3 protein-coding genes are annotated in these 26,526 nt (G+C 70.3%); all 3 read left to right on the top strand.

All coding sequences use genetic code 11. The features are described from left to right. Nucleotides 1-8 precede the first annotated feature (8 nt). Genes BHS09_RS22890 through BHS09_RS22880 form a run of 3 tightly spaced genes read left to right on the top strand, consistent with a single transcriptional unit; the run spans nucleotide 9 to nucleotide 26,526 of the window. Nucleotides 9-15,551, top strand: a complete 15,543-nt coding sequence (locus BHS09_RS22890; RefSeq protein ID WP_140798998.1) for a type I polyketide synthase — start codon at nucleotides 9-11, stop codon at nucleotides 15,549-15,551. Continuing rightward, entirely contained in the window at nucleotides 15,548-21,982 is a 6,435-nt protein-coding gene (locus BHS09_RS22885) for a type I polyketide synthase (protein WP_140798997.1), read from the top strand. Before BHS09_RS22890 ends, BHS09_RS22885 begins: the two co-directional genes overlap by 4 nt. Next, a complete protein-coding gene (locus BHS09_RS22880; RefSeq protein ID WP_140798996.1) occupies nucleotides 21,979-26,526 on the top strand; it encodes a non-ribosomal peptide synthetase in 4,548 nt (1,515 codons plus the stop codon). The genes BHS09_RS22885 and BHS09_RS22880 overlap by 4 nt, the downstream gene beginning before the upstream one ends.

Raw genomic sequence — 26,526 nt, 5'->3', positions numbered from 1 at the left:
ATTCCGACATGGCAAATCGCACTGACGATTCGAACGAGCTGTCTCCCGCCAAGCGCATGCTGGTGGCGCTGGAGAAGATGCAGTCGCGGCTGAATGCCGTGGAGGGAGCCGCGAAGGAGCCCATTGCCATCGTGGGCATGGCGTGCCGCTTCCCGAAGGCGGATGACGTGGAGGCCTACTGGCGTCTGCTCGAAGGGGGCGTGGATGCCGTGCGGGAGATTCCGATCGAGCGGTGGCCTCGGGAGGACGTCTCCGGCCTTGGGGAAGGCGCGATGCGCTGGGGTGGCTACCTGGACGCGGTGGATGGCTTCGACCCGGGCTTCTTCGGCATCTCCCCCCGCGAGGCCGTGCGGATGGACCCCCAGCAGCGCCTGCTGCTGGAGGTGGCGTGGGAGGCGCTGGAGGACGCGGGCCTGGACGTCGACAAGCTGTCGGGAAGCCGCAGCGGCGTCTTCATCGGCGCCTGCAATGACGACTACCACTGCATGCAGGTGGAGCAGCCGGAGACGGGTGACGCGTTCAGCGCCACGGGCGTTGCCGCCAGTGTCCTCTCCGGCCGCCTGTCCTATCTCTTCAATTTCCAGGGACCGAGCCTGGTGGTGGACACGGCGTGCTCATCCTCGCTCGTGTCGATCCACCTGGCCTGCCAGAGCCTGCGGGCGCGCGAGTGCAACATGGCGCTCGCCGGTGGCGTGAACCTGATTCTCTCGCCGCAGTCGGTGCAGCTCGTGGCCAAGCTCCAGGCGCTCGCACCAGATGGCCGGAGCAAGGCGTTCGACGCCTCCGCCAACGGCTTCACCCGTGGCGAGGGCTGCGGCATCGTCGTCCTGAAGCGTCTGTCGGATGCGCTCGCGGACGGCGACCACATCCTGGCGACGATTCGCGGCTCGGCCATCAACCAGGACGGCAAGTCGACCGGGCTCACCACGCCCAACGTGCTCTCGCAGCAGGCCCTCATCCGCCAGGCGTTGGACAGCGCGGGGCTGAAGCCGGAGCAGGTAAGCTATGTGGAGGCGCACGGCACTGGGACGCCCATCGGTGACCCCATCGAGGTGGAGGCGCTGCGCGAGACGTACGGAGCGCCTCGCGCGGATGGTGGCGTGTGTGGCATCGGTTCGGTGAAGACGAACCTGGGACACCTGGAGTCCGCGGCGGGCGTGGCGGGCATCATGAAGGTCGTCCTCGCGATGCGTCACCGGCGCATCCCGGCACACCTGCATCTCAAGCAGGTGAACCCCCGTATCCAGATGGAGGGCAGCGCGCTCACCATCCCCACGCGCCTCACGCCGTGGGAGACGTCCGGACAGCCCCGCCGCGCGGGCGTCAGCTCGTTCGGCATCAGCGGCACCAACGCCCACGTCATCCTCGAAGAGGCACCCGCTCCGGCGGCGAAGGAGGCGCTGCCACCGCGGCCGGAGCTGTTGCCCCTGTCCGCGCGCAGCCGTGAAGCCCTCCAGTCCCTCGCGGAGCGTCATGCGGAGCGCCTGGGCCGCGGTGGGGCGGCGAGCCTCTCTGACGTCTGCTACACGGCGTCGTCCCACCGCACGCATCACTCTCACCGGCTCGCGGTGCTGGCGGACGCTCCCGAGCGCACGGCGGAGCGGCTCCGGGCCTTCGCGCGAGGCGAGCTGCCCGAGGGCACCTGGACCGGCCGCAAGGCGTTCGGCGCGCGCCGGAAGGTCGTCTTCGTCTACCCGGGGCAGGGCGCGCAGCGCGCAGGCATGGGCCGGGCACTGATGGAGCAGGAGCCGGTGTTCCGGGACGCGCTCGTCCAGGTGGACCAGGCGCTGCGGCCTCATCTGGGCTGGAGCGTGCTCGACGAAATCGCCGCGGACGAGCAGCGCTCGCGCCTGGCGGAGATCGACATCAACCAGCCGGTCCTCTTCGCCGTCGAGGTGGCGCTGACAGCCCTGTGGCGTTCGTGGGGCATCGAGCCCGACGCGGTGATGGGGCACAGCATGGGCGAGGTCGTCGCCGCGCACGTCGCCGACGCGCTGAGCCTGGAGGATGCCTGCCTCATCATCTGCCACCGCAGCAAGCTGATGCGGAGCCTGGGCGGCCGAGGCACGACCATGGCGCTGGTCGAGCTGTCGGCGGAGGAGGCAGAGGAGGCCATCCGTCCCTGGAGCGGCAAGCTCTGGCTGGGCGGTCTGAATGGCCCCCGGTCGCAGGTGCTGTCGGGCGAGCCGGAAGCGGTCCAGGAGGCAATCGCCACGCTGGGGCAGCGCGGCGTCTTCACTCGCTGGGTGAAGATGGACGTGCCGTCGCATACGCCGTTGGTGGAGGTCATCAGCCGCGAGCTGGAGGGCCGCGTGTCGCGCATCTCTCCGCGCGCCGCGCAGGTGCCCGTCTGCTCCACCGTGACTGGTGAGTTCCTGGACGGGGCCAGACTGGACGCCGCCCACTGGGGCAACAACCTCCGTCTCCCGGTGCGCTTCGAGGCCGCTACGCGGCGGTTGCTGGCGAGCGAGCACACGGTGTTCATCGAGGTGAGCCCGCACCCAGTGCTGCTCCCGGCCGTCGAGCAGACCCTGGGCGCCGCGGACGCGGAGGGCGTGGTGCTGGCGTCCCTGCGGCGTGGAGAGGACGAGCGGCACACGATGCTGTCCTCGCTGGGCGCCCTCTACACGACGGGCCACCGCGTTGCGTGGAACCGGCTGTACCCGGGCAAGGGCCAGCTCGTGCCGCTGCCCACGTACCCCTGGCAGCGCGAGCGCTTCTGGATGGAGTCAGTGTCCCGTGCGGCGCGGACGTCGAGGTCCACCTCCGGGCATCCACTCATCGGTGAGCGCATCGACCTGTCCGCGCACGGGGATGTCTCCCGGCTGTGGCAGGTGCAGCTGGGCCCGAAGCACTTCCCGCTGTTGTCGGAGCATCGTGTCCAGGGAGTGCCCGCCCTGCCCGCGGCGGCCATGGCCGACATGGCGCTGAGCGCGGCCAGACAGACGTTGGGGGCGCCCGTCTCCCTGGAGGAGGTGAGCTTCAGCGCGCTCATGGCGTTCCCGGAGGACGAGGAACGGGTGCTCCAGCTGTGGCTCTCCACGGAGCGTTCAGGGACGCACGCGTTCCGGCTCTTCAGCGCGCCCGTGCTGCGGGAGACGCCGTCGGATGAGTTGAACTGGACGCTGCACGCGGAAGGCACCCTGCGTCAGGGCGACTCGGCGATCGCGGAGCCGACTGGACTGGCGGCGTTGCGTGCGCGGCTGAGTACCCCGGTGTCGGTGGAGGCGCACTACCAGGGCCTTCGCGACATCGGCCTGGACTATGGCCCCAGCTACCGTGTCGTCACGGAGCTCTACCGCGCGGACGGTGAGGCGCTGGGCCGCGTGCGGCTCGCGGGCGAGCGGACGGGAGAGGACGCCCGGTACAGCCTGCACCCCGCGTTGCTCGACGGTTGCTTCCAGGTCCTGGCGGCGGCGCTGGGCGGTGTGGACGGCGAAGGCGGCGTGTATGTCCCGTCGTCCTTCTCCCGGCTGCGCGCCCTGGCTCCGGCGGAGCCAGCACTCTGGAGCCACGTTCGCATCGTCAATGGGGCCGCTTCGGGGGCAAGCGCCATCGAGTGCGATGTCACCCTCCTGGATGACGAGGGACGGGTGGTGGCGGAGGTGCATCGGCTGGTCTGCAAGAAGGCCTCCGCGGCCAGCAAGCCCGTCGATGAAGTGGACCGCTGGATGTACTCCGTTCAGTGGCAGTCGCAGCAGCGCGTGGTTCGGGAGGACGCTGGAACCGCGCGCGGTGCGGGCCGGTGGCTTGTCTTCGCGGACGCGCGTGGTGTCGGCCAGTCCCTGGCCCGGACGCTCTCGGAGCACGCCGAGACCAGCGTCGTGGTGGAGGCGGGGCCTGCCTACGCGCGGCTCTCCGAAGACCACTACTGCGTCAACCCATCGCGCCTGGAGGACTTCCAGGCGCTCCTCAGAGACGCCTTCAGCGAGCAGTCGCCGTGCAAGGGCATGGTGTACCTGTACGGGCTCGACGTGGCGTCCAACGTGGCGGAGCCAGAGGCCTTCGAGCAGGCCGTGACGCTGAGCGCAACCAGCGTGGTGTCCCTGCTCCAGGCGTGGGCCCAGCGGGGCTGGCGAGACGCACCGCGCCTGTGGCTGGTGACGTCGGGCTTGCACGTCCTCGCCCAGGATTCGGCGCCGGGTGCTCCGGGGGCCGCGCCTCTCGCGGGCCTCGCGGCCGTCATCACCCATGAGCACCCGGAGCTGCGCTGCGCCCATGTGGACCTGAGCGCGCAGCCGTCCCCCGAGGAAGTCACGTCGCTGGCCGCGGAACTCCTGGAGGACAGCGCGGAGGACCGGATTGCGCTGCGCGGAAGTCAGCGCCATGTCGCCCGGTTGGGGCGGGGTGTTGCTGCTGGGAAGGCGACGGAGCCCCGTGAACTCTCGGCGGAGGGCACGTACCTCATCACCGGCGGCCTGGGCGGGCTCGGGCTGGAAGTGGCGAAGTGGCTCATCCAGCGGGGCGCCCGGCACCTGGCGCTCACTGGCCGGAGCGCGCCCACCGACGAGGCGAACCGGGCGCTGGGCGAACTCCGGGCGAACGGCGCCGACGTGCGCGTCTACGCGGCGGACGTCATCCGCGCCGACGACGTGACGCGCCTGCTGGCTTCGCTGGGGGCGGAGCTGCCGCCGCTGCGCGGCATCGTCCACGCGGCCGGTGTCATCGCCGATGGTGTGCTGGCGCAGCTCGACGCCGAACGGCTTCGTACAGTGCTGGCTCCGAAGGTCCAGGGCGCCTGGAATCTGCATGCCCAGACGCTGGGCCGTCCGTTGGACTTCTTCGTGATGTTCTCTTCCGCGGCGTCGATGCTCGGCTCGCCGGGGCAGGGCAACTACGCGGCGGCCAACGCCTTCATGGATGTGCTCGCGCACCACCGGCGTGCGGCGGGACTCCCCGCGTTGAGCGTCAACTGGGGCCCTTGGGCCGAGGTGGGCCTGGCCGCGGAGGCGACGAACCGGGGCGACCGCCTGGCCTTGCGCGGCGTGGGCAACATGCCGCCAGCGCAAGCCCTGGACGCGCTGGGGCGCCTGCTGGCGAAGGAGGCCGCGCAGGTGGCCGTGGTGCCGCTCGACCTGCGGCAGTGGCGTGAGTTCTACCTGAGCGCGGCGCAGTCGCCCTTCCTCTCCGTGCTGATACAGGAACGGGTGCGCACGCCGGCTTCGCGCAAGGGCACCGCGCGGGAGATGCTCGCGGCGGCGGAGCCTTCCCAGCGGCGGGGATTGCTGGAGGGCTACCTGCGCGAGCAGCTCGGGCGCATCCTCCGAATGGAACCGGCGCGCATCGACCCCGAGCAGCCGTTTGGCGACCTCGGAATGGACAGCCTGACGGGACTGGAGCTGCGCAACCGGCTCGAGTCCGGGCTGAAGCTCACGCTGTCCGCGACGCTGGCCTATGCCTATCCCACGGTGCAGACGCTGACGGCGCACCTGTTCGGCAAGCTGGAGCCCGTCCTTGACGCCGAGTCGCGCGTCACAGCGCGTCCGGTGGTGAAGGAGGTGCAGGCCGCTCCCGCGGTGGGCGCGACGGCGCAGGGCCCCGAGTTGCTCGCCATCGTCGGCATGGGTTGCCGCTTCCCGGGCGGCGCCAACGACCCGGAGGCGTACTGGCGGCTGCTGAGTGAAGGCGTAGACGCAGTCCGCGAGGTGCCCGCCGACCGCTGGAAGAGCAGCACGGACGCGGCGGAGCACAAGGGCACGCGCTGGGGCGGCTTCCTGGAGCGCGTGGATGGCTTCGACCCGGAGTTCTTCGGGATTGCGCCACGCGAGGCCGTGGCGATGGACCCGCAGCAGCGCTTGCTGCTCGAGGTCGCGTGGGAGGCGCTGGAGGACGCGGGCCTGCCGAAGGCGCGCTTGTCGGGCACGCGGACGGGCGTCTTCGTCGGCGTCTGCGGCAATGACTACGCGATGCTCCAGGCGGAGCGCGACGTGGAGGGCGACGTCTACTCCGTCATCGGCTGCTCCAACAGCGTGATTGCCGGACGGCTCTCGTACCTGCTGGACCTGCGGGGGCCGGCCATGTCGGTGGACACGGCCTGCTCGTCCTCGCTGGTGGCACTGCACCTGGCTGGCCAGAGTCTGCGCAACCGCGAGTGCGACGCGGCGCTCGTGGGCGGCGTCAATCTGCTCCTGTCCCAGCGTCCCAGTTCCTGGCTCTCCAAGCTGACCGCGCTGTCTCCGGACGGCCGATGCCGGACCTTCGACTCACGGGCGAATGGCTTCGTCCGGGGTGAAGGCTGCGGCGTCGTGGTGCTGAAGCGGCTCACCGATGCGCTGGCCAGCGGGGACAACGTCCTGGGCGTGATTCGCGCCTCGGCGGTGAACCAGGACGGTGGCTCCACCGGCCTGACGACGCCCAACGTGCTGTCGCAGCAGGCCCTGATTCGCGAGGCCCTGACCGCGGCCCAGGTGTCGCCCAAGGACATTGGCTACATCGAAGCCCACGGCACCGGCACGCCGCTCGGCGACCCGATAGAGGTGGAGGCCCTTCGGGAGACGTATGGCCACCGGCGCGAGGATGACTCGCGCTGCTTCCTCGGCTCCGCGAAGACGAACATCGGTCATCTAGAGGCGGCGGCCGGGATGGCGGGCCTCATCAAGGTGCTCCTCGCGCTCCGGCACGAGGCCATTCCGAAGCACCTGCACTTCAAGGCGCTCAACCCTCGCATCTCCATCGAGGACACGCCCTTCGCCATTCCGACGCAGCAACAGCCGTGGCCAGCCTCACCGCGGCGCCGTTACGCGGCGGTGAGCTCCTTCGGCATCAGCGGAACGAACGCGCACGTGATTGTCGAAGAGGCGCCCGCGTCTTCGCCCGTGTCCGAGGCCAGCCAGTCCGCCGCGCGGCTGCTCACGCTGTCCGCGAGGAGCGAGGGCGCGCTGCGAGCACTGGTTCGCTCGTACCACGCGCTCCTGGCTCAACCTCGGGACGCGGCGCCGCGGCTCGAAGACCTGGCCTACACCGCGGCGCTGCGGCGCAACCCCCACGAACACCGGCTCGCGGTGGCCGGTCGTACGGCGGCGGAGTGGGACGCGCAACTCCAGGCGTTCCTCGAAGGCGGGGCGCCGCCGTACTTGTCGACGGGCGTCGCGGAGGGTCGCCGGGAACAGGTCGTCTTCGTCTTCGGAGGCCAGGGCTCGCAGTGGCAGGGCATGGGGCGTGACCTCTTCGCGAGCAACGAAGCCTTCGCCGCCGCGTTGCGTGACGTGGACGCGGCGCTGGCTCCGCACACTCGGAACTCCATCATCGACGCGCTGATGGCGGACGGGCCCGAGTCCCGTCTGGATGAGACAGAGGTGGCACAGCCCGCCATCTTCGCCATCCAGGTCGCGCTCGCGGCCGCATGGAGTGCGCTGGGCGTCGTCCCGGCCGCGGTCGTGGGGCACAGCGTGGGTGAAGTGGCCGCCGCGCACGTGGCCGGGGCGCTGAGCCTGTCCGAGGCCGCTCGGTTGGTGGCGCAGCGCAGCCGCATCATGCAGAAGGCGACAGGACAGGGGCGCATGGCCTCCGTGGAACTGTCGCCCGAAGAGGCTCAGCGCGAGCTGGCGCCCTCCGCGGACCGGCTGTCGGTAGGTGCCATCAACGACGCCCGGAGCGTCGTCCTGTCGGGTGAACCGGCGGCGCTCGGAGCACTGCTCGAAAGCCTGCGTGCGCGAGGTGTCGCCACGAGGGACCTGGGCGTCAACTACGCCTTCCACAGCCACCAGATGGAACCGCTCCAGGCCGAGCTGACCCAGGTCCTGGGTCACATCGAAACGCGGCCGACGTCCGTCCCGATGTTCTCCACCGTGAGTGGCAAGGCCATCGACGGCACGGCACTCGACGCGGCCTACTGGGCGAGCAATGTCCGAGAGACCGTGCGGTTCTCAGTGGCGGTGGAAGAGCTGCTGGAGGAAGGGCACCGGCTCTTCGTCGAGTTGGGGCCACAGCCCGCGCTCGGCCGATACGTGACGCAGGCGCTGGGACGCCGTGAGCTGGAAGGCGCGGCGGTGCCGTCGCTGCGCAAGGGGCGGGACGGCCAGACGGTGATGCTGGGCGCGCTGGGTGGGCTCCACGTGAAGGGCTACCCCGTGGAGTGGAGCCGGCTCTTCCCGGACGGAGGCCGTGTCGCGCCTCTGCCGCTCTACCCGTGGCAGCGCTCGCGGTACTGGATTGACGATGCCCCCGTGAAGACGCTGACCCGGGCCTCCGTGGCCCGGAGCGCGGACACGTCGAGCGTCCAGCGCCCGGATGGCTGGGTCTACGACATCACCTGGCATGTGCGTGAGCGGGGGGCGCCTGCGCCGCATGTGCCCAGGGGCCAGGGAACCTGGCTCGTCTTCGGGAACCGTGAGGGTGTCGGTGCCTCGCTGGCGGCCCATCTGGAAGCCCAGGGCGAACCGTGCTGGCTGGTCGTCCCCGGGGAGGTCGCGGCCGTCGAAGACCAGAAGGTGCGGTCCATCCACCCGGACAGCGCGGAGCACTACGCGCAGTTGCTCCACGACGTGGGCCCGGTGAAGGCCGTGATTCACCTGTGGGGCGCGGACACCGTTTCCGGCGCGGAGCCCACGCTCGCGGAGGTGGAGTCCGCGCAGAAACGAGGCGTCCACGCGGCGCTGCGGCTGGTGCAGGCCCTGGTGAAGTCACCGTCCGCGAGCGGCGCCCGGTTGTGGCTGTGCACGCGGGGGACCCAGCCGGTGGGCAACGTCACGAGCGGCTCGCCCGTGCAGGCGCCGCTGTGGGGCCTGGGCCGTGTCCTGGCGCTGGAGCACCCGGAGGTCTGGGGCGGTCTGCTAGACCTGGACCCCGCCGCGCCGGAGGGCGAGGTGGAAGCGCTGTGGCGCGAGCTGTCCGGAGCGGATGGCGAGGACCAGGCGGCTTTCCGCGATGGCACCCGTTACGTGGCTCGGCTGGTTCCCTCGGCGCCTGCCGTCGGAGATGCCCGCCTCTCGCTTCGCGCGGATGCGACGTACCTCGTCACGGGTGGCCTGGGCGGATTGGGACTCCACGTGGCACGCTGGCTCGTCTCCCAGGGCGCGCGGCACCTCGTGCTGCTGAGCCGGAAGGGACTGCCGAGCCGCGATGCGTGGGCCGCCATTCCCCGCGACAATGATGTGGGCCGGCAGGTCTCCGCCATCGAGGCCATGGAAGCGGAGGGCGCCGTCGTCCACGCCCTCAGCGCGGATGTGGCGGATGCGGCGCGCATGTCGGAGGTCATCGACGCCGTCCAGCGGGGACCGGCTCCGCTGAAGGGCGTCATCCACGCCGCGGGAGTCTCCTCGCAGGTATCGTTGGAGGCCATGGACGAGGCGGCGCTCGCCTCCATCCTGCGCCCGAAGGTGACGGGTGGCTGGGTGTTGCACCAGCTCACACAGGGGCTGGACCTGGACTTCACCGTCTACTTCTCGTCGGGCTCGGCCGTGTGGGGCTCGGCGCAGATGGCGCATTACGCCGCGGGCAACCAGTTCCTCGACGCGCTGGCACACCACCGCCGCGCCCGGGGCCAGCACGCGCTGAGCATCAACTGGGGACCGTGGGCGGCCGAAGGCATGGTCGCCGAGGAAGGACTGCGCTGGTTCGAGCGCATCGGCGTGCGCGGTGTCACCGTGGAGGGCGGGCTCCAGTTGCTCGGAGCGCTGCTCGCCATGGATGTGACGCAACGGAGCGTCGCGCAGATTGACTGGAGCCTCTTCAAGTCCGTGTACGAGTCGCGGGCGCCTCGGCCGCTCCTGGAGGTGCTCGGTGCGCCCTCCGTGCCCACGCCGGTGGCACCGGTGGACGGCAGCGAGACGCTGGCGCAGTTGCGTAACGCCACGCCAGCGCGGCGCAAGGAGTTGGTGACGTCGTGGGTGCGTGAGGAGGTGTCCCGAGTGCTGGGCTTCGCCTCCAGCGCGGCGGTGAAGCTGGAGCAGGGCTTCTTCGACACGGGCATGGACTCCATCACCGCCGTGGAGCTGCGGCGCCGGCTGGTGGCGCGCTTCGGTGTCCAGCTCCCGTCCACCATCGCCTTCGACCGTCCGACCGTCCTGGCCCTCTCCACATACCTGCTGAAGGACGTGCTCCAGCTGGATGTGGAGGCGAAGGAGGAGGCAAGCCGCGTCGTCAGCAACGCGACGGAGCCCATTGCCATCATCGGCATCGGCTGCCGCGTCCCGCAGGCCTCCGGCCCGGACGCCTTCTGGAAGCTGCTGGAGGGCGGCGTGGATGCCATCCGCGAGGTCCCCGCCTCGCGCTGGAAGGTGGACGACTACTACGACGCGCGGCCGGGCGTCCCTGGCAAGACGTACACGCGCTGGGGCGGCTTCCTGGACGACGCTGACCAGTTCGACGCGCAGTTCTTCGGGATTGCGCCTCGCGAGGCCTCGAACATGGACCCCCAGCAGCGTCTGTTGCTGGAGGTCGCCTGGGAGTCGTTGGAGCACGCGGGACTCGCGCCCGCGCGGCTGGCCAACACCAAGACGGGGGTGTTCGTCGGCATCGGCAGCAACGAGTACGCGATGCTCAACGGCGTGGGGAGCGCATCGGCGGCGGGTGACGCCTATATCGCCACCGGCAATGACGCGAGCTTCGCCGCGGGCCGGCTGGCCTATCTGCTCCGCTTCCAGGGGCCGGCGATGAGCCTCAACACGGCGTGCTCGTCGTCACTGGTGGCCGTGCACCTTGCCTGCCAGGCCCTGCGTGGTGGAGAGGCCAACCTGGCGCTGGCGGGGGGCGTCAACATGACGCTCGCGCCGCACTCCACCATCTACCTGGCGCAACTCCGGGCCTTGTCCGCGGACGGCCGGTGCAAGACGTTCGACGAATCCGCTGACGGCTACGTGCGCAGCGAAGGCTGCGGCATGGTCGTCCTCAAACGCCTGTCGGACGCGAAGCGGGATGGTGATGACATCCTCGCCGTCATCCGTGGCTCGGCCGTCAATCACGATGGTCCGAGCAGCGCGCTCACCGTTCCGAACGGGGATGCCCAGCAGCAGGTCCTGCGCGCCGCCCTGGCCAACGCGAACGTCGCGCCCTCGGACGTGGACTACATCGAGGCGCACGGCACGGGCACGTCGCTCGGCGACCCCATCGAGGTCCGCGCCGTGGCCAACGTGCTCGGCGAGGGACGCACGCCTGAGAAGCGGCTGCTGATGGGCTCGGTGAAGACCAGCATTGGCCACCTGGAGGCCGCGGCGGGCATCGCCGGGCTCATCAAGGTCGTCCTGGCGCACCGGCACGGCGTGATTCCTCCGCACCTGCACCTCAAGAAGCTCAACTCGCACATCGAGCTGAACGGCTTCCCGCTGGACATCCCGACGCAAGTCACCGCCTGGCCGGAGCGGGCGCGTCCACGAATCGCCGGCATCAGCGCCTTCGGCTTGAGCGGCACCAACGCGCACATCCTCGTGGAGGAGGCGCCTCGGCCGGAGCCCGTCAAGGCGCAGGCCGAGCGCGGTGCGCAGGTGCTCGCGCTCTCGGCGAAGTCGAAGGGGGCGCTCGCGCAGCTCGCGGTCCGAGTCGGGGAGCACATCGCCCAGCGCCCGGAGCTGTCGCTCGCGGATATCGCCCACGCGGCGAACACCCAACGCACGTCGTTCTTCCACCGCATGGCGCTCGTGGTGGAGACGGCGGAGCAGGCCCGGGAGCGACTGCAGGCCTTCGCGCGGGGGGATGAAGTCCCCCGGCTGGCCCAGCACCGCTTCGAGGGTGAGGAGCCCAAGGTCGTCTTCGTCTTCACGGGACAGGGCGCGCAGTACGCGGGCATGGGTCGTGAGTTGTACGAATCGGAGCCTGTCTTCCGCGCGGCCCTGGACCGGTGCAATGCCCTGCTCGAGGGCGAGTGGAGCGACTCACTCCTCTCTGTGATGCACGGAACGGACGCGCGCATCGACGACACGGGGTACACGCAGCCGGCGCTCTTCGCGCTGGAGTACTCCCTGGCGGAGCTGTGGCGTTCCTGGGGTGTCGAGCCCTGGGCGGTGCTGGGGCACAGCGTGGGCGAGTACGTGGCCGCGTGTGTGGCGGGTGTGCTGGAACTCGAGGACGCGCTCCGGCTCATCACCAGGCGCGCGCGGCTCATGCAGGCGCTGCCTCGCAACGGGGAGATGGTGTCCATCACCGCGAGCGAGGCGGTCGTCGCGCAAGCGCTGACCCCGTACGAGGACCGGGTGTCGATTGCCGCGGTCAACGGACCCGCGGACACCGTCATCGCGGGCGAGCGTGAGGCAGTGGAGGCCCTCTCCGCCGCGTTCCAGGCGCAGGGCCTCAAGGCCCGGCGGCTCACCGTGTCCCACGCGTTCCACTCGCCACTGATGGATCCGATGTTGGATGCCTTCGAGAAGGCGGCGGGACACCTCACCTTCCGGGCGCCGCGCATCCACCTGGCGTCCAACGTCACGGGGCAGGTGCTAGGGGAGGGCACGGTGCTCGACGCCGGGTACTTCCGCCGCCACGTCCGAGAGGCCGTGCGTTTCCATGACGGACTCAAGGCGCTGCGGGCATTGGGAGGAACCGTCTTCGTGGAGGTCGGCCCCCATCCGACGCTCACGGGCATGGCGCTCAAGAGCCTTGGGGACGACGCGGGCACCTGGCTGCCATCACTGCGCAAGGGACAGCCCGAGCAGGCGCAGATTCTCTCCAGCCTGGCCACGCTCTACACCCAGGGCGTGGACGTGGACTGGGGTGCGCTGAACGGCGATCGCCACCGCACCCGTGTCGCGCTGCCCGTCTACCCGTGGCAGCACCAGCGGCACTGGCTGGATGTCTCCAAGACGTCCCGAACGGTCTCGACGCTCACCACCGCGCAGTCGCTCGTCGGTCAGCGGGTGCGCTCGCCCTTGAGCAAGTCGCTGGTCTTCGAGGGACGCTACAGCGCGCAGTCGCTGCCGTTCCTGGAGGACCACCGGCTCTACGGCACCATCGTCGTGCCCGGCTCGTGCCACATCGCGCGCATCATCGCGACGGCGGCGCAGTCATTCGGTGCGGGGCCGTACACCATCGAGAAGTGCGTCTTCTCGCAGCCCATCGTGCTCGCGGACGACGAGGAGCAGCTCGTCCAGCTCGTGCTCGCGCCCAAGGGAAAGGGCCGGTACGACTTCGAGCTCTACAGCCTCTCCGCCACCGCCGACGAGGAGACCGAGGGATGGCTGCTGAACGGCACGGGAACGCTGTCGGTGGGAGACGGGCTCGCGCGTCCCGCGCCGCTTTCTCGACAGGACATCGAGGCACGCTGCTCACGTCAGCTCGACGGAGGGCTCTACGAGCGCAACTGGGACATCGGCTTCAATCTGGGGCACGCGTTCCGCTGGATTGAGCGCATCCATAGTGGGGGCCGCGAGGCGCTGTGCCAGATGCGCCTGCCCACGGAGCAGGATGACCGGAGCCTGTACGTCCACCCGGGTCTGGTCGACTCGTTCCTGCAGGCGATGGGAACGGACCTCATCCGCGAGGACGCGATGCTGAGCACCGTCTACGTCCCCATCTCCGTGGAGCGCTTCCGCTTCCATGCGCAGCCGACCGGCCCCGTCTGGGCCTACGCCGTGCGACGGGACGCGGAGGAGGCGGTGGGAGAGGTCATCACCGGCGACGTCCTCGTGGTCGACGCGGATGGACAGGTGCTCATCGAGATTGAGGGGCTGAAGCACAAGCGAGCACCGCGCGAGGCCCTGATGGCGGTGCTGCGCCACGGCCAGCGGGATTCACTCTACGAACTCGGCTGGAAGCCGCAGCCCGTGCCCGAGGCGGCGCCCGAAGCCGGTCGCTGGATTGTGTTCGCTGACACCTCGGGCACCGCGGAGGCGCTCGCCGAGCGCATCCTGAGGCAGGGCGGCCGCCCGGTGCTGGTCCACTCGGGAGCGGCGTTCGTCCGTCATGGTGAAGGGCGCTTCACGCTGGATGCCCAGCGGCCGGAGGATTACGCGCGGCTGCTCCAGGAGGCGGTGCTTCCCGGCGAGTCCCTGGGCGGCATCGTCCACCTCTGGGCGCTGCGTGGACCCGGTGGCGAGCATGTGGAGGTCCTGCGAGAGGCGCACCAGTTGGGGGCGGGCAGCGCGCTGTCCCTGGCCCAGGCGCTGGCGAACTCCGCCTTCACCGCGCGCATCTGGTGGGTGACGCGGGGCGCCCGAGCGCTCGACACGCGTCCCACGCCCCTGGCGATGGAGCAGGTCCCTCTCTGGGGCCTGGGCGCCGTCTTCTCTCAGGAGCACCCCGAGCTGTGTGGCGCGCTCATCGACCTGGACCCCTCCGCCCCGGGTGACGCGGCTGCCGCCATCTGGCGCGAGCTGGGCGCCACCGACGGTGAGCGGCAGGTGGTGATTCGCGAAGGGCAACGTCACGTGGCCCGCCTTCGCGCTTCGCGGGATGTGGCTCAGGCGGAGCTGCCCCGCCTGAACCCGGAGGCGAGCTACCTGCTCACGGGCGGGCTTGGCGGCCTGGGCCTCGCGCTGGCCGGGTGGATGGTGGATCAGGGCGCCAGGAACCTGGTGCTCATCGGACGCAGCTGCCCCAGTCCCGACGCGCAAGAGGCCATTCGCGCGCTGGAGACGGCGGGCGCGAAGGTCCTCGTGCTCCAGGCGGACGTGTCGAAGCAAGAGGACGTCCGTCGCACCTTGGACGAAGCGGAGAAGCTGGCGCCTCTGCGGGGCGTGGTCCACGCGGCGGGTGTGCTGGATGACGGCGTCCTCCTGCAACAGGACTGGAAGCGGTTCACCCGGGTGCTCGCGCCCAAGGTGGATGGGGCGTGGCACCTGCACATGTTGACGCAGGGCAAGCCGCTCGACTTCTTCGTCCTGTACTCGTCGGCGTCGTCGCTGCTGGGGGCGCCGGGGCAGGGAAGCTACGCGGCGGCCAATGCCTTCCTGGACGCGCTGGCGCACCACCGGCGTGCCCTGGGGCTTCCGGCGCTGAGCATCAACTGGGGGCCCTGGGCCGAGGTGGGCATGGCCGCGGAGCTCGCGTCCCGCTACCAGGCACAGGGTGTAGAGGCCTTCACCCCGGCCGAGGCGCTGGAGGCCTTCGGCAAGGCCTTCAGCCGCGCGCAGCCGCAGCTCACCCTGTTGCAGGTGCAGTGGTCTCGCTACCTGGCGCAGTTCTCTCGGGGGGCGGCGCCCACGCTGCTCGCCGATGTCGCGGGACAGGTGCGTGCCGAGCCCGAGGCGGACGGCCCGTCGGCTTCCGAGCTGCGGCGCCGGCTCGACACCGCGGAACCCCGCCAGCGCATGGCGCTGCTGCTGGAGCACGTCCTGGACGCGGCGGTGCGGGTGCTCGGCCTGGATGCCTCCACGCCGCTGGAGCCCCGGCAGCGGCTGTTCGAAGTGGGCATGGATTCGTTGATGGCGCTGGAGCTGCGCAACCGGCTGCAGAAGACGGTCGGTGCGTCGCTGCCTTCGACGCTCGTCTTCGACTACCCGACGGCGGAGGCCATCGCGGCCTACCTGCTGGGCGAAGTCTTCGGCCAGGAACCGCAGCCGGCCGCGGAAGGACAGGGCGCGGCTCAGGACACGGTGCTTCTCGATCGAATCATGGAGCTGTCGCCGGATGAGCTTGCCGCCTCGCTCGAAGCGAAGCTCGCCGCACTGATGGAAGAAGGAACATGAGCAACCCGCCAAAGTCAGCTGAACCCTCCGCGTTGCAGCGCGCCGCATTGCTCGTGGAGAAGATGCAGGCCCGCCTCGATGCGGTGGAACGCGCCCGGACCGAGCCCATCGCCGTCATCGGCATGGGGTGCCGTTTCCCCGGTGGCGCCGTCGATGGACCGTCGTACTGGCGAATCCTTCGAGACGGCGTCGACGCGCTCCGCGAGGTGCCCGAGTCCCGCTGGGACGTACAGGGCTACTTCGACGCGACGCGCGGGATGCCGGGGAAGATGTACGGCACCCGCGGTGGATTCCTCGATGACGTGGAGCACTTCGACGCAGAGTTCTTCGGCATCGCGCCCCGGGAAGCGGCGAGCCTGGACCCGCAGCAGCGCATCGCGCTGGAAGTGGCGTGGGAGGCCCTGGAGAACGCGGGTGTGGCGCCCGGTCAGCTCATGGGCAGCAAGACGGGCGTCTTCATGGGCGTGATGTCCAGCGACTACATGGCGCGCCTGCTCAAGGAGAACGACGCGACCCGCTTCGACGGGTACATGGCGACGGGCAACGGCTACAGCTTCGTCCCGGGCCGGATTTCCTACGTGCTGGGCCTGCAGGGGCCGTGCATGCCGGTCGACACGGCGTGCTCGTCCTCGCTGGTGTCGCTCCACCTGGCTTGCGAGAGCCTCCGGCGCGGCGAGTCGAATCTCGCGCTCGCGGGCGGCGTCAATCTCATCCTGTCCCCTGAGACGACCGTCTGCCTTTGCAGCATGCAGGCGCTCGCGAGCGACGGCCGCTGCAAGACCTTCGACGCGGCGGCTGACGGGTACGTGCGCGGGGAGGGCTGCGGCATCCTCGTGCTCAAGCGGCTGTCGGACGCACAGCGCGATGGCGACGACATCCTCGCGCTGATTCGTGGCTCCGCCGTCAATCATGACGGGGCCAGCGGCGGACTGACGGTGCCCAACGGACCGTCGCAGCAAGCCGTCGTGTCGAAGGCGCTGGAGAACGCGCGCGTGCCGCCGGCCCTCGTGGGCTACATCGAAGCCCACGGCACGGGGACGCCGCTGGGCGACCCCATTGAACTGCGGGCCCTGGGGGCCGTGCTGGGCAAGGGACGTCCGGAGGACCGGCCCTTCTTCATCGGCTCGGTGAAGACGAACATCGGCCACCTGGAGCCGGCCGCCGGAATCGCCGGCGTCATCAAGACGATTCTGTCGCTCCAGCACCGGGAGATTCCACCGCACCTGCACTTCCACACGCCCAATCCCCACGTGGAATGGGACCGCATCCCAGCGCGTGTCCCCGTCGAGCGCGTCCCCTGGCCGGCCCACGAGGGGCGGCGTATCGCGGGCGTGAGCTCCTTCGGACTGAGCGGCATCAACGCGCACGTGGTGCTGGAGGAGGCCCCTGCGCCCGCGGCCACGCCCGCCGCTTCCGAGGCCGATACCGCGGAGCTCGTCGTCCTGTCCGCCAAGACGGAGCCAGCGCTGGCCGACCTGGCCCGGACGTGGAGCACGTTCCTGAAGAGCGAGGACGTGGGGGCGCTCGCGGACCTCAGCTACACGGCGGCCCTGTGCCGCACGCACCATGACCATCGGCTCGCGCTCGCGGCGAAGTCCCCGCGGGAGCTGGCCGCGCAGCTCGACGCGTTCGCCGCCGGAGAGAGCCACCCCGGCTTGTCCGTCGGGCGCCGGAGCAACAGCCAGAAGGTGGTCTTCGTGTTCCCCGGCCAGGGCTCACAGTGGCTCGGTATGGGACGGCAGCTGTACGCCCAGGACACGACCTTCCGTGAGGCCATCGACCGGTGCCACGAGGCGCTGGGCCGCTACACGGACTGGTCGCTGCGCGAGCTGTTGACGAGCCCCGGGCAGCAGCCGCGTTGGAATGACATCGACGTCATCCAACCGACGCTGTTCGCCTTGCAGATATCGCTCGCGGCGGTGTGGCGTTCACTGGGCCTGGAGCCGCACGCGGTGGTCGGGCACAGCATGGGTGAGGTCGCCGCGGCCCATGTCGCGGGGGCGCTGTCGCTGGACGACGCCGCGCGCATCATCTGTGAGCGCAGCAAGCTGCTCCGGCGGGTCAGCGGCAAGGGCGCCATGGCGGTGGTGGACCTCTCGCGCGAACAGGCCGAGGCGGAGATTCGGGGCGCGGAGGACCGGATTGCCATCGCCGTCAGCAACGGCCCGAAGGCCACGGTGCTCTCGGGAGACCCGGCGGCGCTGAAGGATGTGCTGGAGCGCCTGGAGAAGCGCGAGGTCTTCTGCCGTTGGGTGAAGGTGGACGTGGCGTCCCACAGCCCACAGATGGACCCGCTTCGGCAGGACTTGCTGGAGCGGATGGCTGGTATCCGTCCCACGGGAAGCACGGTGCCGCTCTACTCGACGGTGACGGGGGCCCCCATCGACGGCCGGGAGCTGAGCGCCGCGTATTGGGTGCGCAACCTGCGGCAGCCCGTGCTGTTCGCGGACGCGGTGCAGCGTCTCATCCAGGATGGGAACGTCCTGTTCATCGAGTTGAGCCCGCATCCCATCCTGGTGCCCTTCGTGGACGCGATGCTGCGGGAAGGCGACGCCTCTGGCCGAGGCCTGGTCGTCCCGAGCCTCCTTCGGGAACAGGAGGAGTGGCCGTCGCTGCTCGCATCCCTGGGCGCGCTGGCCACCCGAGTGGACCGCGTGGATTGGCTCCGGCTGCATCCGGACAAGCGGCGGCGCATCGCACTGCCCGCGTATCCCTGGCAGCGGGAACGGCACTGGCTGGAGCTGGGGCCCACGCGTGCAGCGCGAGGCCGCTTCGTGCGCTCGGGGGGGCATCCGCTCCTGGGCACTTCGTTCACGACCTCCGTGCAGCAGGAGACTCGCTTCTGGGAGTCCACACTGAGCGCGAGTGAGCCCGCGTTCCTCGCGGACCATCGCGTGGCGGGCTCGGTGGTGGTGCCGGGAGCGGCCTATCTGGAGATGGCGCTGTCCGCGGCGCACGCGATGTCGGGAGGCACCGCGCACGAACTGGTCGACACCTCCTTCAAGGAGGGCCTGCTCCTGCCCGAGGGCCAGGAGCGCACCGTCCAACTGGCGCTGCATGGCGAGCAGGGCCGCACCCTGACGTTCCAGCTTTCGAGCCAGAAGGCGGAAGCGACGGGGTGGATGACGCACGTCGTGGGCCGGCTCCGCCTCTTGGAAGCAGGGCACGCGGGGCAGGCGTCCGAGTCATTGGAGGCCATCCGCGAGCGATGCCCCGACATCCTGACCCAGGCGGCGCATTACGAGACGCTGGCACGCAACGGCGTGGCCTACGGGCCCGCGTTCCAGGGCGTGCAGCAGGTCTGGCGGGGGCGAGGGGAGGCGCTCGGCCACCTCCGCCTGCCGGAGTCATTGGCCACGCGGGCCCCGGCGTATCGAATCCATCCCGCGTTGCTCGACGCCTGCTTCCAGCTGGTGTCCGCCGCGGTGCCTTCGGAGGACGTGCCACAGGATGCGGGGCCCGCCGTCCCGGTGGCGCTCGAGAACCTGCGGCTTCACGCACAGCCCGCGACGGAGGCTTTCTGCCACGTCCGGATGCGGACACCCGAGGGCACGCGCCGAGGCGTCTACGAGTTCGACCTCGTACTGCGCGATGCGTCCGGCACGCTGCTGCTGGAGGCGCTGGGGCTGCGGGTTCAGCAACTGGACGCTCCCGTGGCGGATGCGGAGGGCAGGGACCTCTACTTCGCTCCGGAGTGGCGTCATGCCTCCTCCGTCGAGCAACCCCCTGCACAGGGAACCGAGGCGGGCGGACGCTGGTTGCTCATCGCGGATGGCGGCGAGCTGGCGGACACGGTGGAGTCACAGCTCCGCGCCCGCCAGGGCGAAGTCACCCGTATCGACCTGGGTGGCTCCAGGCCGGGCCGCCGCACCGTGGACGTGTCGTCGCCGATGGCCTTCGATGAGGTGCTGGCGGAGACGTTCGGCAAGGGGGCCGCTGCGCGCGGCGTGATTCACCTGACGGGCCTCGACTCGGGCGACGTGGACCCGTTGATGGGCTGCGGCGGCGTCCTGCACCTCGTGCAGGGGCTCTCCCGAATGGGCCTGTCGACTCCGCCCCGTCTGTGGATGGTGACGAAGGGGGTCCACCACGGTTCGGACAGCCGTTCCGCTTCGGACGTCGTGCAGGCCCCGTTGTGGGGCCTGGGGCGCACGCTCGCGCAGGAGCACGCCGAGCTGAAGTGCACTCGGGTGGATGTGTCCGCGGTCATGAGCACCGAGGACGCCACCGGCGCGCTGGTGCGCGAGCTGCTCGTGGCGGACGCGGAGGAGGAAATCTCCCTCCGCCCTGATGGGCGACATGTCGGCCGCATTGTCCGTGGCGTACCCGGCAGGGCCTCCCATGAGGCCATCGTCCCCGCCGAGGGCCAGTCCTTCCGGGTCGAGCGTGATGCTCAAGGACGCCAGGAGTACCGGTCCGCGGTCCGCCGTCCGCCTGGGCCTGGAGAGGTTGAGCTCGAAGTCGATGTGGCGGCGCGTCCGGAGCTGGGCGGGCCGTCGAACCCGGAGCGCTGGGACGAAGCAGGTGCCACCGCATGCAGTGGGCGCATCGTGGCCGTGGGCGAGGGCGTGAACGACGTCACCGTGGGCGAGGAGCGCATCGCGCTGGTGACGTCGGGCCTCGGGTCGCATCTGTGCGTGCCCGCTGGGAACACCGCGCTGCGTCCGCCCTCGTCGTCGCACGAAGAGGCCGCGGCGCTGGCCGCGACCGTGTTGCCTGTCTGGTACGGCCTGTTCCACCTGGGACGCGTGGAGAAGCGAGACCGTGTGTTGGTCCTCGGTGCCTCGAGCGGACTTGGGCGAACGGCCATCCAGCTTGCTCGGCGCATGGGGGCGGAGGTCTTCGCCGAAGCCGCGACGGGCGACCAGCGGGCCTCTTTGCGGGAGCTCGGCGCTGCCCACGTCGTGGACCCCAAGGACGCCTCATTCGCCACGGGGCTGTTGGACATGACGGGGGGCCGTGGGGTGGACCTGGCCGTCATCGCGCCGGGCGCTGTCGGCCTCGAGCCGAGCCTCGCCGTGCTGGCGGAGGGGGCTCGCGTCATCGACCTGCGAGGGACGTCCGAAGCGCCCTCGGCCGGGGATGCGAACGTCGCGTGGTGCATGGTCGACGTGCACACCTTCGCGCGACGCAAGCCCGACCGGTTCGCCCGGCTGTGGCGCGAGGTGAAGGACGCCTTCGAAGCCGGGGGCCTGCCTTCCGCCGTGGAGGAGGTGAGCACGCTCACCCTGAATCATCCCGGGGCACGCGTGGTGGTGCCGGCCACGGGGGCTCGGCGACTCCGTGCGGATGGGACGTACCTGGTGACGGGCGGCCTGGGAGGACTGGGCTTCGCGGTGGCGAAGTGGATGGTGGAGCAGGGCGCGCGTCACCTCGCGCTCCTGGGCCGTGACACCACGTTGACGCCAGCGCAGCAGGCGGACGTGGCCGCGCTCGAAGCGGCGGGGGCGCGTGTGCGGGTGATGGGGGCGGATGTGTCCGAAAGGGCTCAGCTGGCTCGGGTGCTCGCGGAGATTGCCGAGGGCGGCACCCCGCTGCGAGGCGTCATCCACGCGGCGGGTGTGCTGGATGACGGCGTCCTGTTGCAGCAGACAGTGGAGCGCTTCCGTCGGGTGATGGCGCCCAAGGTCCTCGGTGGTTGGAACCTGCATGTCCTGACGCGCGACCTGCCGCTCGACTTCTTCGTGCTGTACTCGTCGGCGGCCTCCCTGTTCGGCGCACCAGGGCAGGGGAACTACGTGGCGGCCAATGCCTTCCTCGACGCGCTGGCCCATCACCGCCGGGTGCTGGGGCTGCCGGGCCTGAGCATCAACTGGGGACCCTTCTCCGAGGTCGGTCTGGCCGCCGCGCAGTCGAACCGGGGAGAGCGCCTGGCGCAGCGGGGCTCCGACAGCCTGACGCCCGCGGAAGGCAACGCCATCCTGGGCCGGCTGTTGGATGGCGACGTGACGCAGATGGCGGTCATGCCGCTCGACCTCCGCAAGTGGGTGGAGTTCTATCCGCGAGCGAAGTCCTCGCCATGGCTGTCGGAGCTCGTCCCGGCCAGCGCGGGGGAGGGCGTGCAGGCCGCCAGGGAGGTTGCGCTGCTTGAAGCCTTGCGGACGGCGACACCTCGGGACGCGCGGGTGGCGCTGGAGAAATTCGTTCGCGAGCAGCTGGGCCGGGTGCTCCGGCTCGACTCCGCGCGCATCGACGCAGAAGCGCCGCTCCAAGGCTTCGGACTCGACTCGCTGATGGGGCTCGAGCTGCGCAACAGGTTGGCGTCGGGACTGGGGCTGTCGCTCCCGGCGTCACTGATTTGGAAGCACCCGACGCTGGATGCGCTCTGTGCGCATCTCCAGAGTGAAGTCATGGATCGCGCCCTGGCCGAGACGCTCGCAATCCAGGCAGAGGCGGCCGCAACCAACGACAACGAGGTCTTCGTCCTATGAGTGTACGGGAACTGTTGGGCACCCTCGCGGCCAGGGGCGTTCGCCTGCGTGTCGACGGTGACAAACTGGTGGTGGAGGCGGGCAAGGCCATCCTCACGCCGGAGCTGCGGACCGAGCTGGCGGCGAACAAGGCCGATATCCTTACGTTCCTGCGCAAGCACACCGCGCGCGACGAGGCGGGCAGCGGCCCTGAGCAGCCCGTCGCGAGGCCCCAGGTCATCCCACTGTCCAGCGGCCAGGAGCGGCTCTGGTTCCTGGACCGGCTGTCACCGGGGACCGCGCAGTACAACGTCCACCTGGGGCTGCGGGTACGCGGCGCGCTGGACACGGTGGCGCTGCGCCGGAGCCTGGACGAGCTGGTCCGCCGGCACGAGGTCCTCCGGACGTCCTTCCCGGAGGTGGACGGAAGTCCAAGGCAGGTCATCGCATCGCCCGACGTGGGCGCGGCGCTGAGCGTCGTGGAGGTGCGGGGGCTGACGGAGGCGCAGCGTGACGAGGAGGTCCACCGGCGCTCGGAGGAACTGGCCCAGCAGCCTTTCGACCTGGCCCAGGGGCCCCTGTTTCGCGTGACGCTGGTGTCCCTTGACGACCAGGACTCCGCGCTCTTCGTGACGAAGCACCACATCATCACGGATGGCTGGTCGCTCGGAGTCTTCGTCCGGGAGCTGTCGGCGCTCTACGCGTCCTTCGTGGGGGGACAGGCCGCGGCCCTGCCGCCCGTGTCCATGCAGTTCGCCGAGTCGGCCCTGCGTGAGCAGGCATGGCTGGCGGGAGCCTCAGGTGTCCGGGAACGGGCCTTCTGGAAGGAGCAGCTCCAGGGGCTGCCGCCGCTTCAGCTCCCCGTGGACCGGGGTGTCTCCAGCGCTACGAGCCACCGCGGCGCGACCGTGCCCGTGGCCTTCTCGCCCGCGCTGAGCGAGGCGCTGCGGGAACTCGGCCAACGTGAGGGGTGCAGCCTCTTCATGGTGCTCTACGCCGCGTTCGCCGCGCTCCTGCACCGCTACTCGGGGCAGCTCGACTTCGGCGTGGGGACGGTGACCGCGAACCGCGGGAGCGTGCCTCCGGACCTCATCGGCTTCATCGCCAACACGCTGGTGCTCCGGAGTGACGTGTCCGGGGACCCGACCTTCTCGCAGTGGCTGGCCCGGGCGCGCAAGACGGTGCTCGACGCCCAGGACCATCAGGCGCTGCCCTTCAGTGAAGTGGTGAAGGCGGTCGGCGCATCGCGTGAGGGCGGGCTCAACCCGCTGGTGCGTGCGTGCTTCACGCTGGAGAACATCCCAGCGCCCACGCTGGACCTGCCCGGGACGCGCTGGTCATTCCTGGGCGGAGCACCCGACGGCAGCGTGGAGGGCGTCGCCAAGTTCGAGCTGTCGCTCATCCTGGCCTCCGGCGAAAAGGGCCTGGCTGGCATGCTCGAATACTCGCGAGAGGTCTTCGACGCCTCGACGGCGGAGCGGATGGTGGGCCACCTCCAGGTGCTGCTGGAGGCCGTCGTCGCGAAACCGGAGGCGCCACTGTCAAAGCTGCCCGTGCTGTCGGCGGAAGAGCGGACGCGGCTGCTCACGGCGTGGAACGGCCCGGTGCTCGGCGTCCCGGCGCTGTGCATGCACGAACTCATCCAGGCCCAGGTGGAGCGGACGCCGAACGCCGTGGCCGTGGTGAGTGGAACGCGGACGCTGACCTACGCCGAGCTCAGCCGCCGGGCGAACCAATTGGCCCATCACCTGCGGCGGCTGGGCGTGCGGCCCGAGGCGCGCGTGGGGCTCTGCGTCGAGCGGACGGAGGACCTCGTCATCGGCCTGCTGGCCATCCTCAAGGCCGGCGGCGCCTATGTGCCACTGGACCCCGCCTACCCGAAGGAGCGGCTGGCGCTCATCCTCGAGGACGCGCAGGTGCCCGTGCTGCTCACGCAGCAGCGGCTGCTCCCGGAGCTTCCCGCCACCGAGGCACGCGTGGTGTGCCTGGACGCGGATGCCGCCGCCCTCGGCGCCGAGCCGGAGATGAACCCCGGGCGTGTCACGACGCCCGATTCGCTCGCGTATCTCATCTACACCTCGGGCTCCACCGGCAAGCCCAAGGGCGTGATGATTGACCACCGGAACGCCGTGGCCTTCTTGCAGTGGGCCCAGAGCGTCTTCTCGCCGGAGTCGTTGGCGGGGACGCTGGCGTCGACGTCCATCTGCTTCGACCTGTCCGTCTTCGAGATCTTCACGCCCCTGTGCTGTGGGGCGAAGGTCATCGTCGCGAAGAACGCGCTGGAGCTGCCCGAGCTGCCCGCGGCGAAGGAGGTGACGCTCATCAACACCGTGCCCTCGGCGATGGGCGCGCTGCTGCGAGGGGGCGGGGTGCCGGCGTCGGTCACCATCGTCAACCTGGCGGGCGAGGCGCTGGCGGGAGCACTGGTCGACTCCATCTACGCCCTGGGCCACGTGAGAGATGTCTTCAACCTCTACGGCCCGAGCGAGACGACGACCTATTCCACGTTCACCCGTGTGAACCGGGGCGAGACGCCGACCATCGGCCGGCCCGTTGGAAACACCCAGGTCTACGTGCTGGATGCGAACCGGGAACCCATGCCCGTGGGTGTGCCGGGCGAGGTCTACATCGGCGGGCATGGTGTCGCGCGGGGCTACCTGGGCCGGACGGAGCTGACGGCGGAGCGGTTCGTCACATCTCCATTCGCCGGAGACGCGGGCGCGCACCTGTACCGGACAGGGGACCTGGCGCGGTGGCTGCCGGACGGGCAACTCGAATACCTGGGCCGGATGGACCACCAGGTGAAGCTCCGCGGCTTCCGCATCGAGCTGGGTGAGATTGGCGCGGCGCTGCAGGAGCACCCAGGCCTCCGCGATGCGGTCGTCGTCGTGCGAGAAGGTTCGGGCGCGGACAAGCAGTTGGTGGCGTATGTGGTGGGCCGCGACGGGAAGGCCCCGGAGCCGGGTGCGCTGCGCGACCACCTCAAGTCCCGGTTGCCCGAGTACATGGTGCCCTTCGTGTTCGTGAGCCTGGAGGCCTTGCCGCTCACGCCGAACGGGAAGGTGGACCGCGCCGCGCTCCCCGCTCCGGAGCGTGTGGGCTCCGGGACGGCGAAGGCCCACGTCGCGCCGAGAACGCCTGGGGAAGCCACGCTGGCGGACATCTGGCGTCAGGTGCTCGGGGTGGAGCAGGTGGGCGTGCACGACCACTTCTTCGAGCTCGGAGGCCACTCGCTGCTGCTCTACCGGGTGCTGGTCCTCGCGCGGGCCGCGTCGGGAGCGGACATCCCGCTGAGGGCCCTGTTGCAGTCGCCGACGCTGGAAGAGATGGCGCGCACCATCGAGGCCGCGAAGACGGGCTCGCTGCCAGTCCACGACGTGGTGGCGGAGCTGGAGGCGGACGCCGTGATGGAGGCCGGGCTGCTGCCGGGAACGGCGCTTCCGCCCACCTCCGGGCCCGCGCGCGCCGTGCTGCTGACGGGCGCCACGGGCTTCCTCGGCGCATTCCTGCTGGAGGAGCTCTGCCGGAAGACGCAGGCGCGCATCCATTGCCTGGTCCGCTCCAAGTCGGAGCAGGAGGGGATGCAGCGGATTCGCAAGAACCTGGAGAGCTACTCGCTGTGGCGCGACGACCTGGCGTCGCGAATCGTCCCGGTCCGAGGGGACATCGGCCAGCCCCTGCTGGGCCTGTCGGAAGCAGAGTTCCAGCGGCTGTCGGAGGACGTGGACGCCGTCTACCACAACGGTGCGCTCGTCAATTTCATCTACCCCTACGAGTCGATGCGCGCCGCGAATGTGCTCGGCACGCGGGAGATTCTCCGCCTGTGCATGCGCACGCGCATCAAGCCGCTGCACTATGTCTCCACGGTGTCGGTGCTGCCCGTGGGGCGCCAGCTTCCCTTCCGCGAAGATGAGCCGCTGGAAGCCGCCGCGAGCCTGGTGGGCGGTTATGCCCAGAGCAAGTGGGTGGCGGAGAAGCTCGTGCGTGAGGCCTCGCAGCGAGGACTCCCAGTGACGATTCACCGGCCGGGTCGGGTGACGGGGCACAGCCAGACGGGGGCGTGGAACACGGATGACCTGGTGTGCAGGACCCTCAAGGGCTGCGTCCAACTGGGGAGTGCGCCCAGCGTGGACGCGCTGCTGGATGTGACGCCGGTGGACTACGTGAGCAGCGCCATCGTGGACCTTTCCCTGCGTCCCGAGTCCCTTGGTCAGACCTTCCACCTGGTCAACCCGCAGTTCGTGCGAGCGGACGAGATGTGGAGCCACATGCGAGCCTTTGGCTACGGGCTGCGCGTGCTCCCCTATGACGAGTGGCTCGCGGAGCTCGGCCTCGCGGCGCCGTCCGACCGTGAGCTGGGAGACCTGCTTCTGTTCCTTCAGCAGGTGCCACCCGAGGACCGGAGCGTGGGTGGACCGCGCATGGTGGTCTGTGACAGTGGTCACACGCTGAAGGCGCTGGGAGGAACAGGGACGTCGTGTCCGTCCGTGGATGCCACGTTGATTACGACGTATCTCTCCTCACTGGTGCAGCGCGGCTTCCTGGCTGCGCCCGGGGGGCGGTGA

The organism is Myxococcus xanthus, from assembly GCF_006402735.1.
GTDB classification, from domain to species: domain Bacteria; phylum Myxococcota; class Myxococcia; order Myxococcales; family Myxococcaceae; genus Myxococcus; species Myxococcus xanthus_A.
This window is presented reverse-complemented; position numbering and strand designations above follow the sequence as displayed.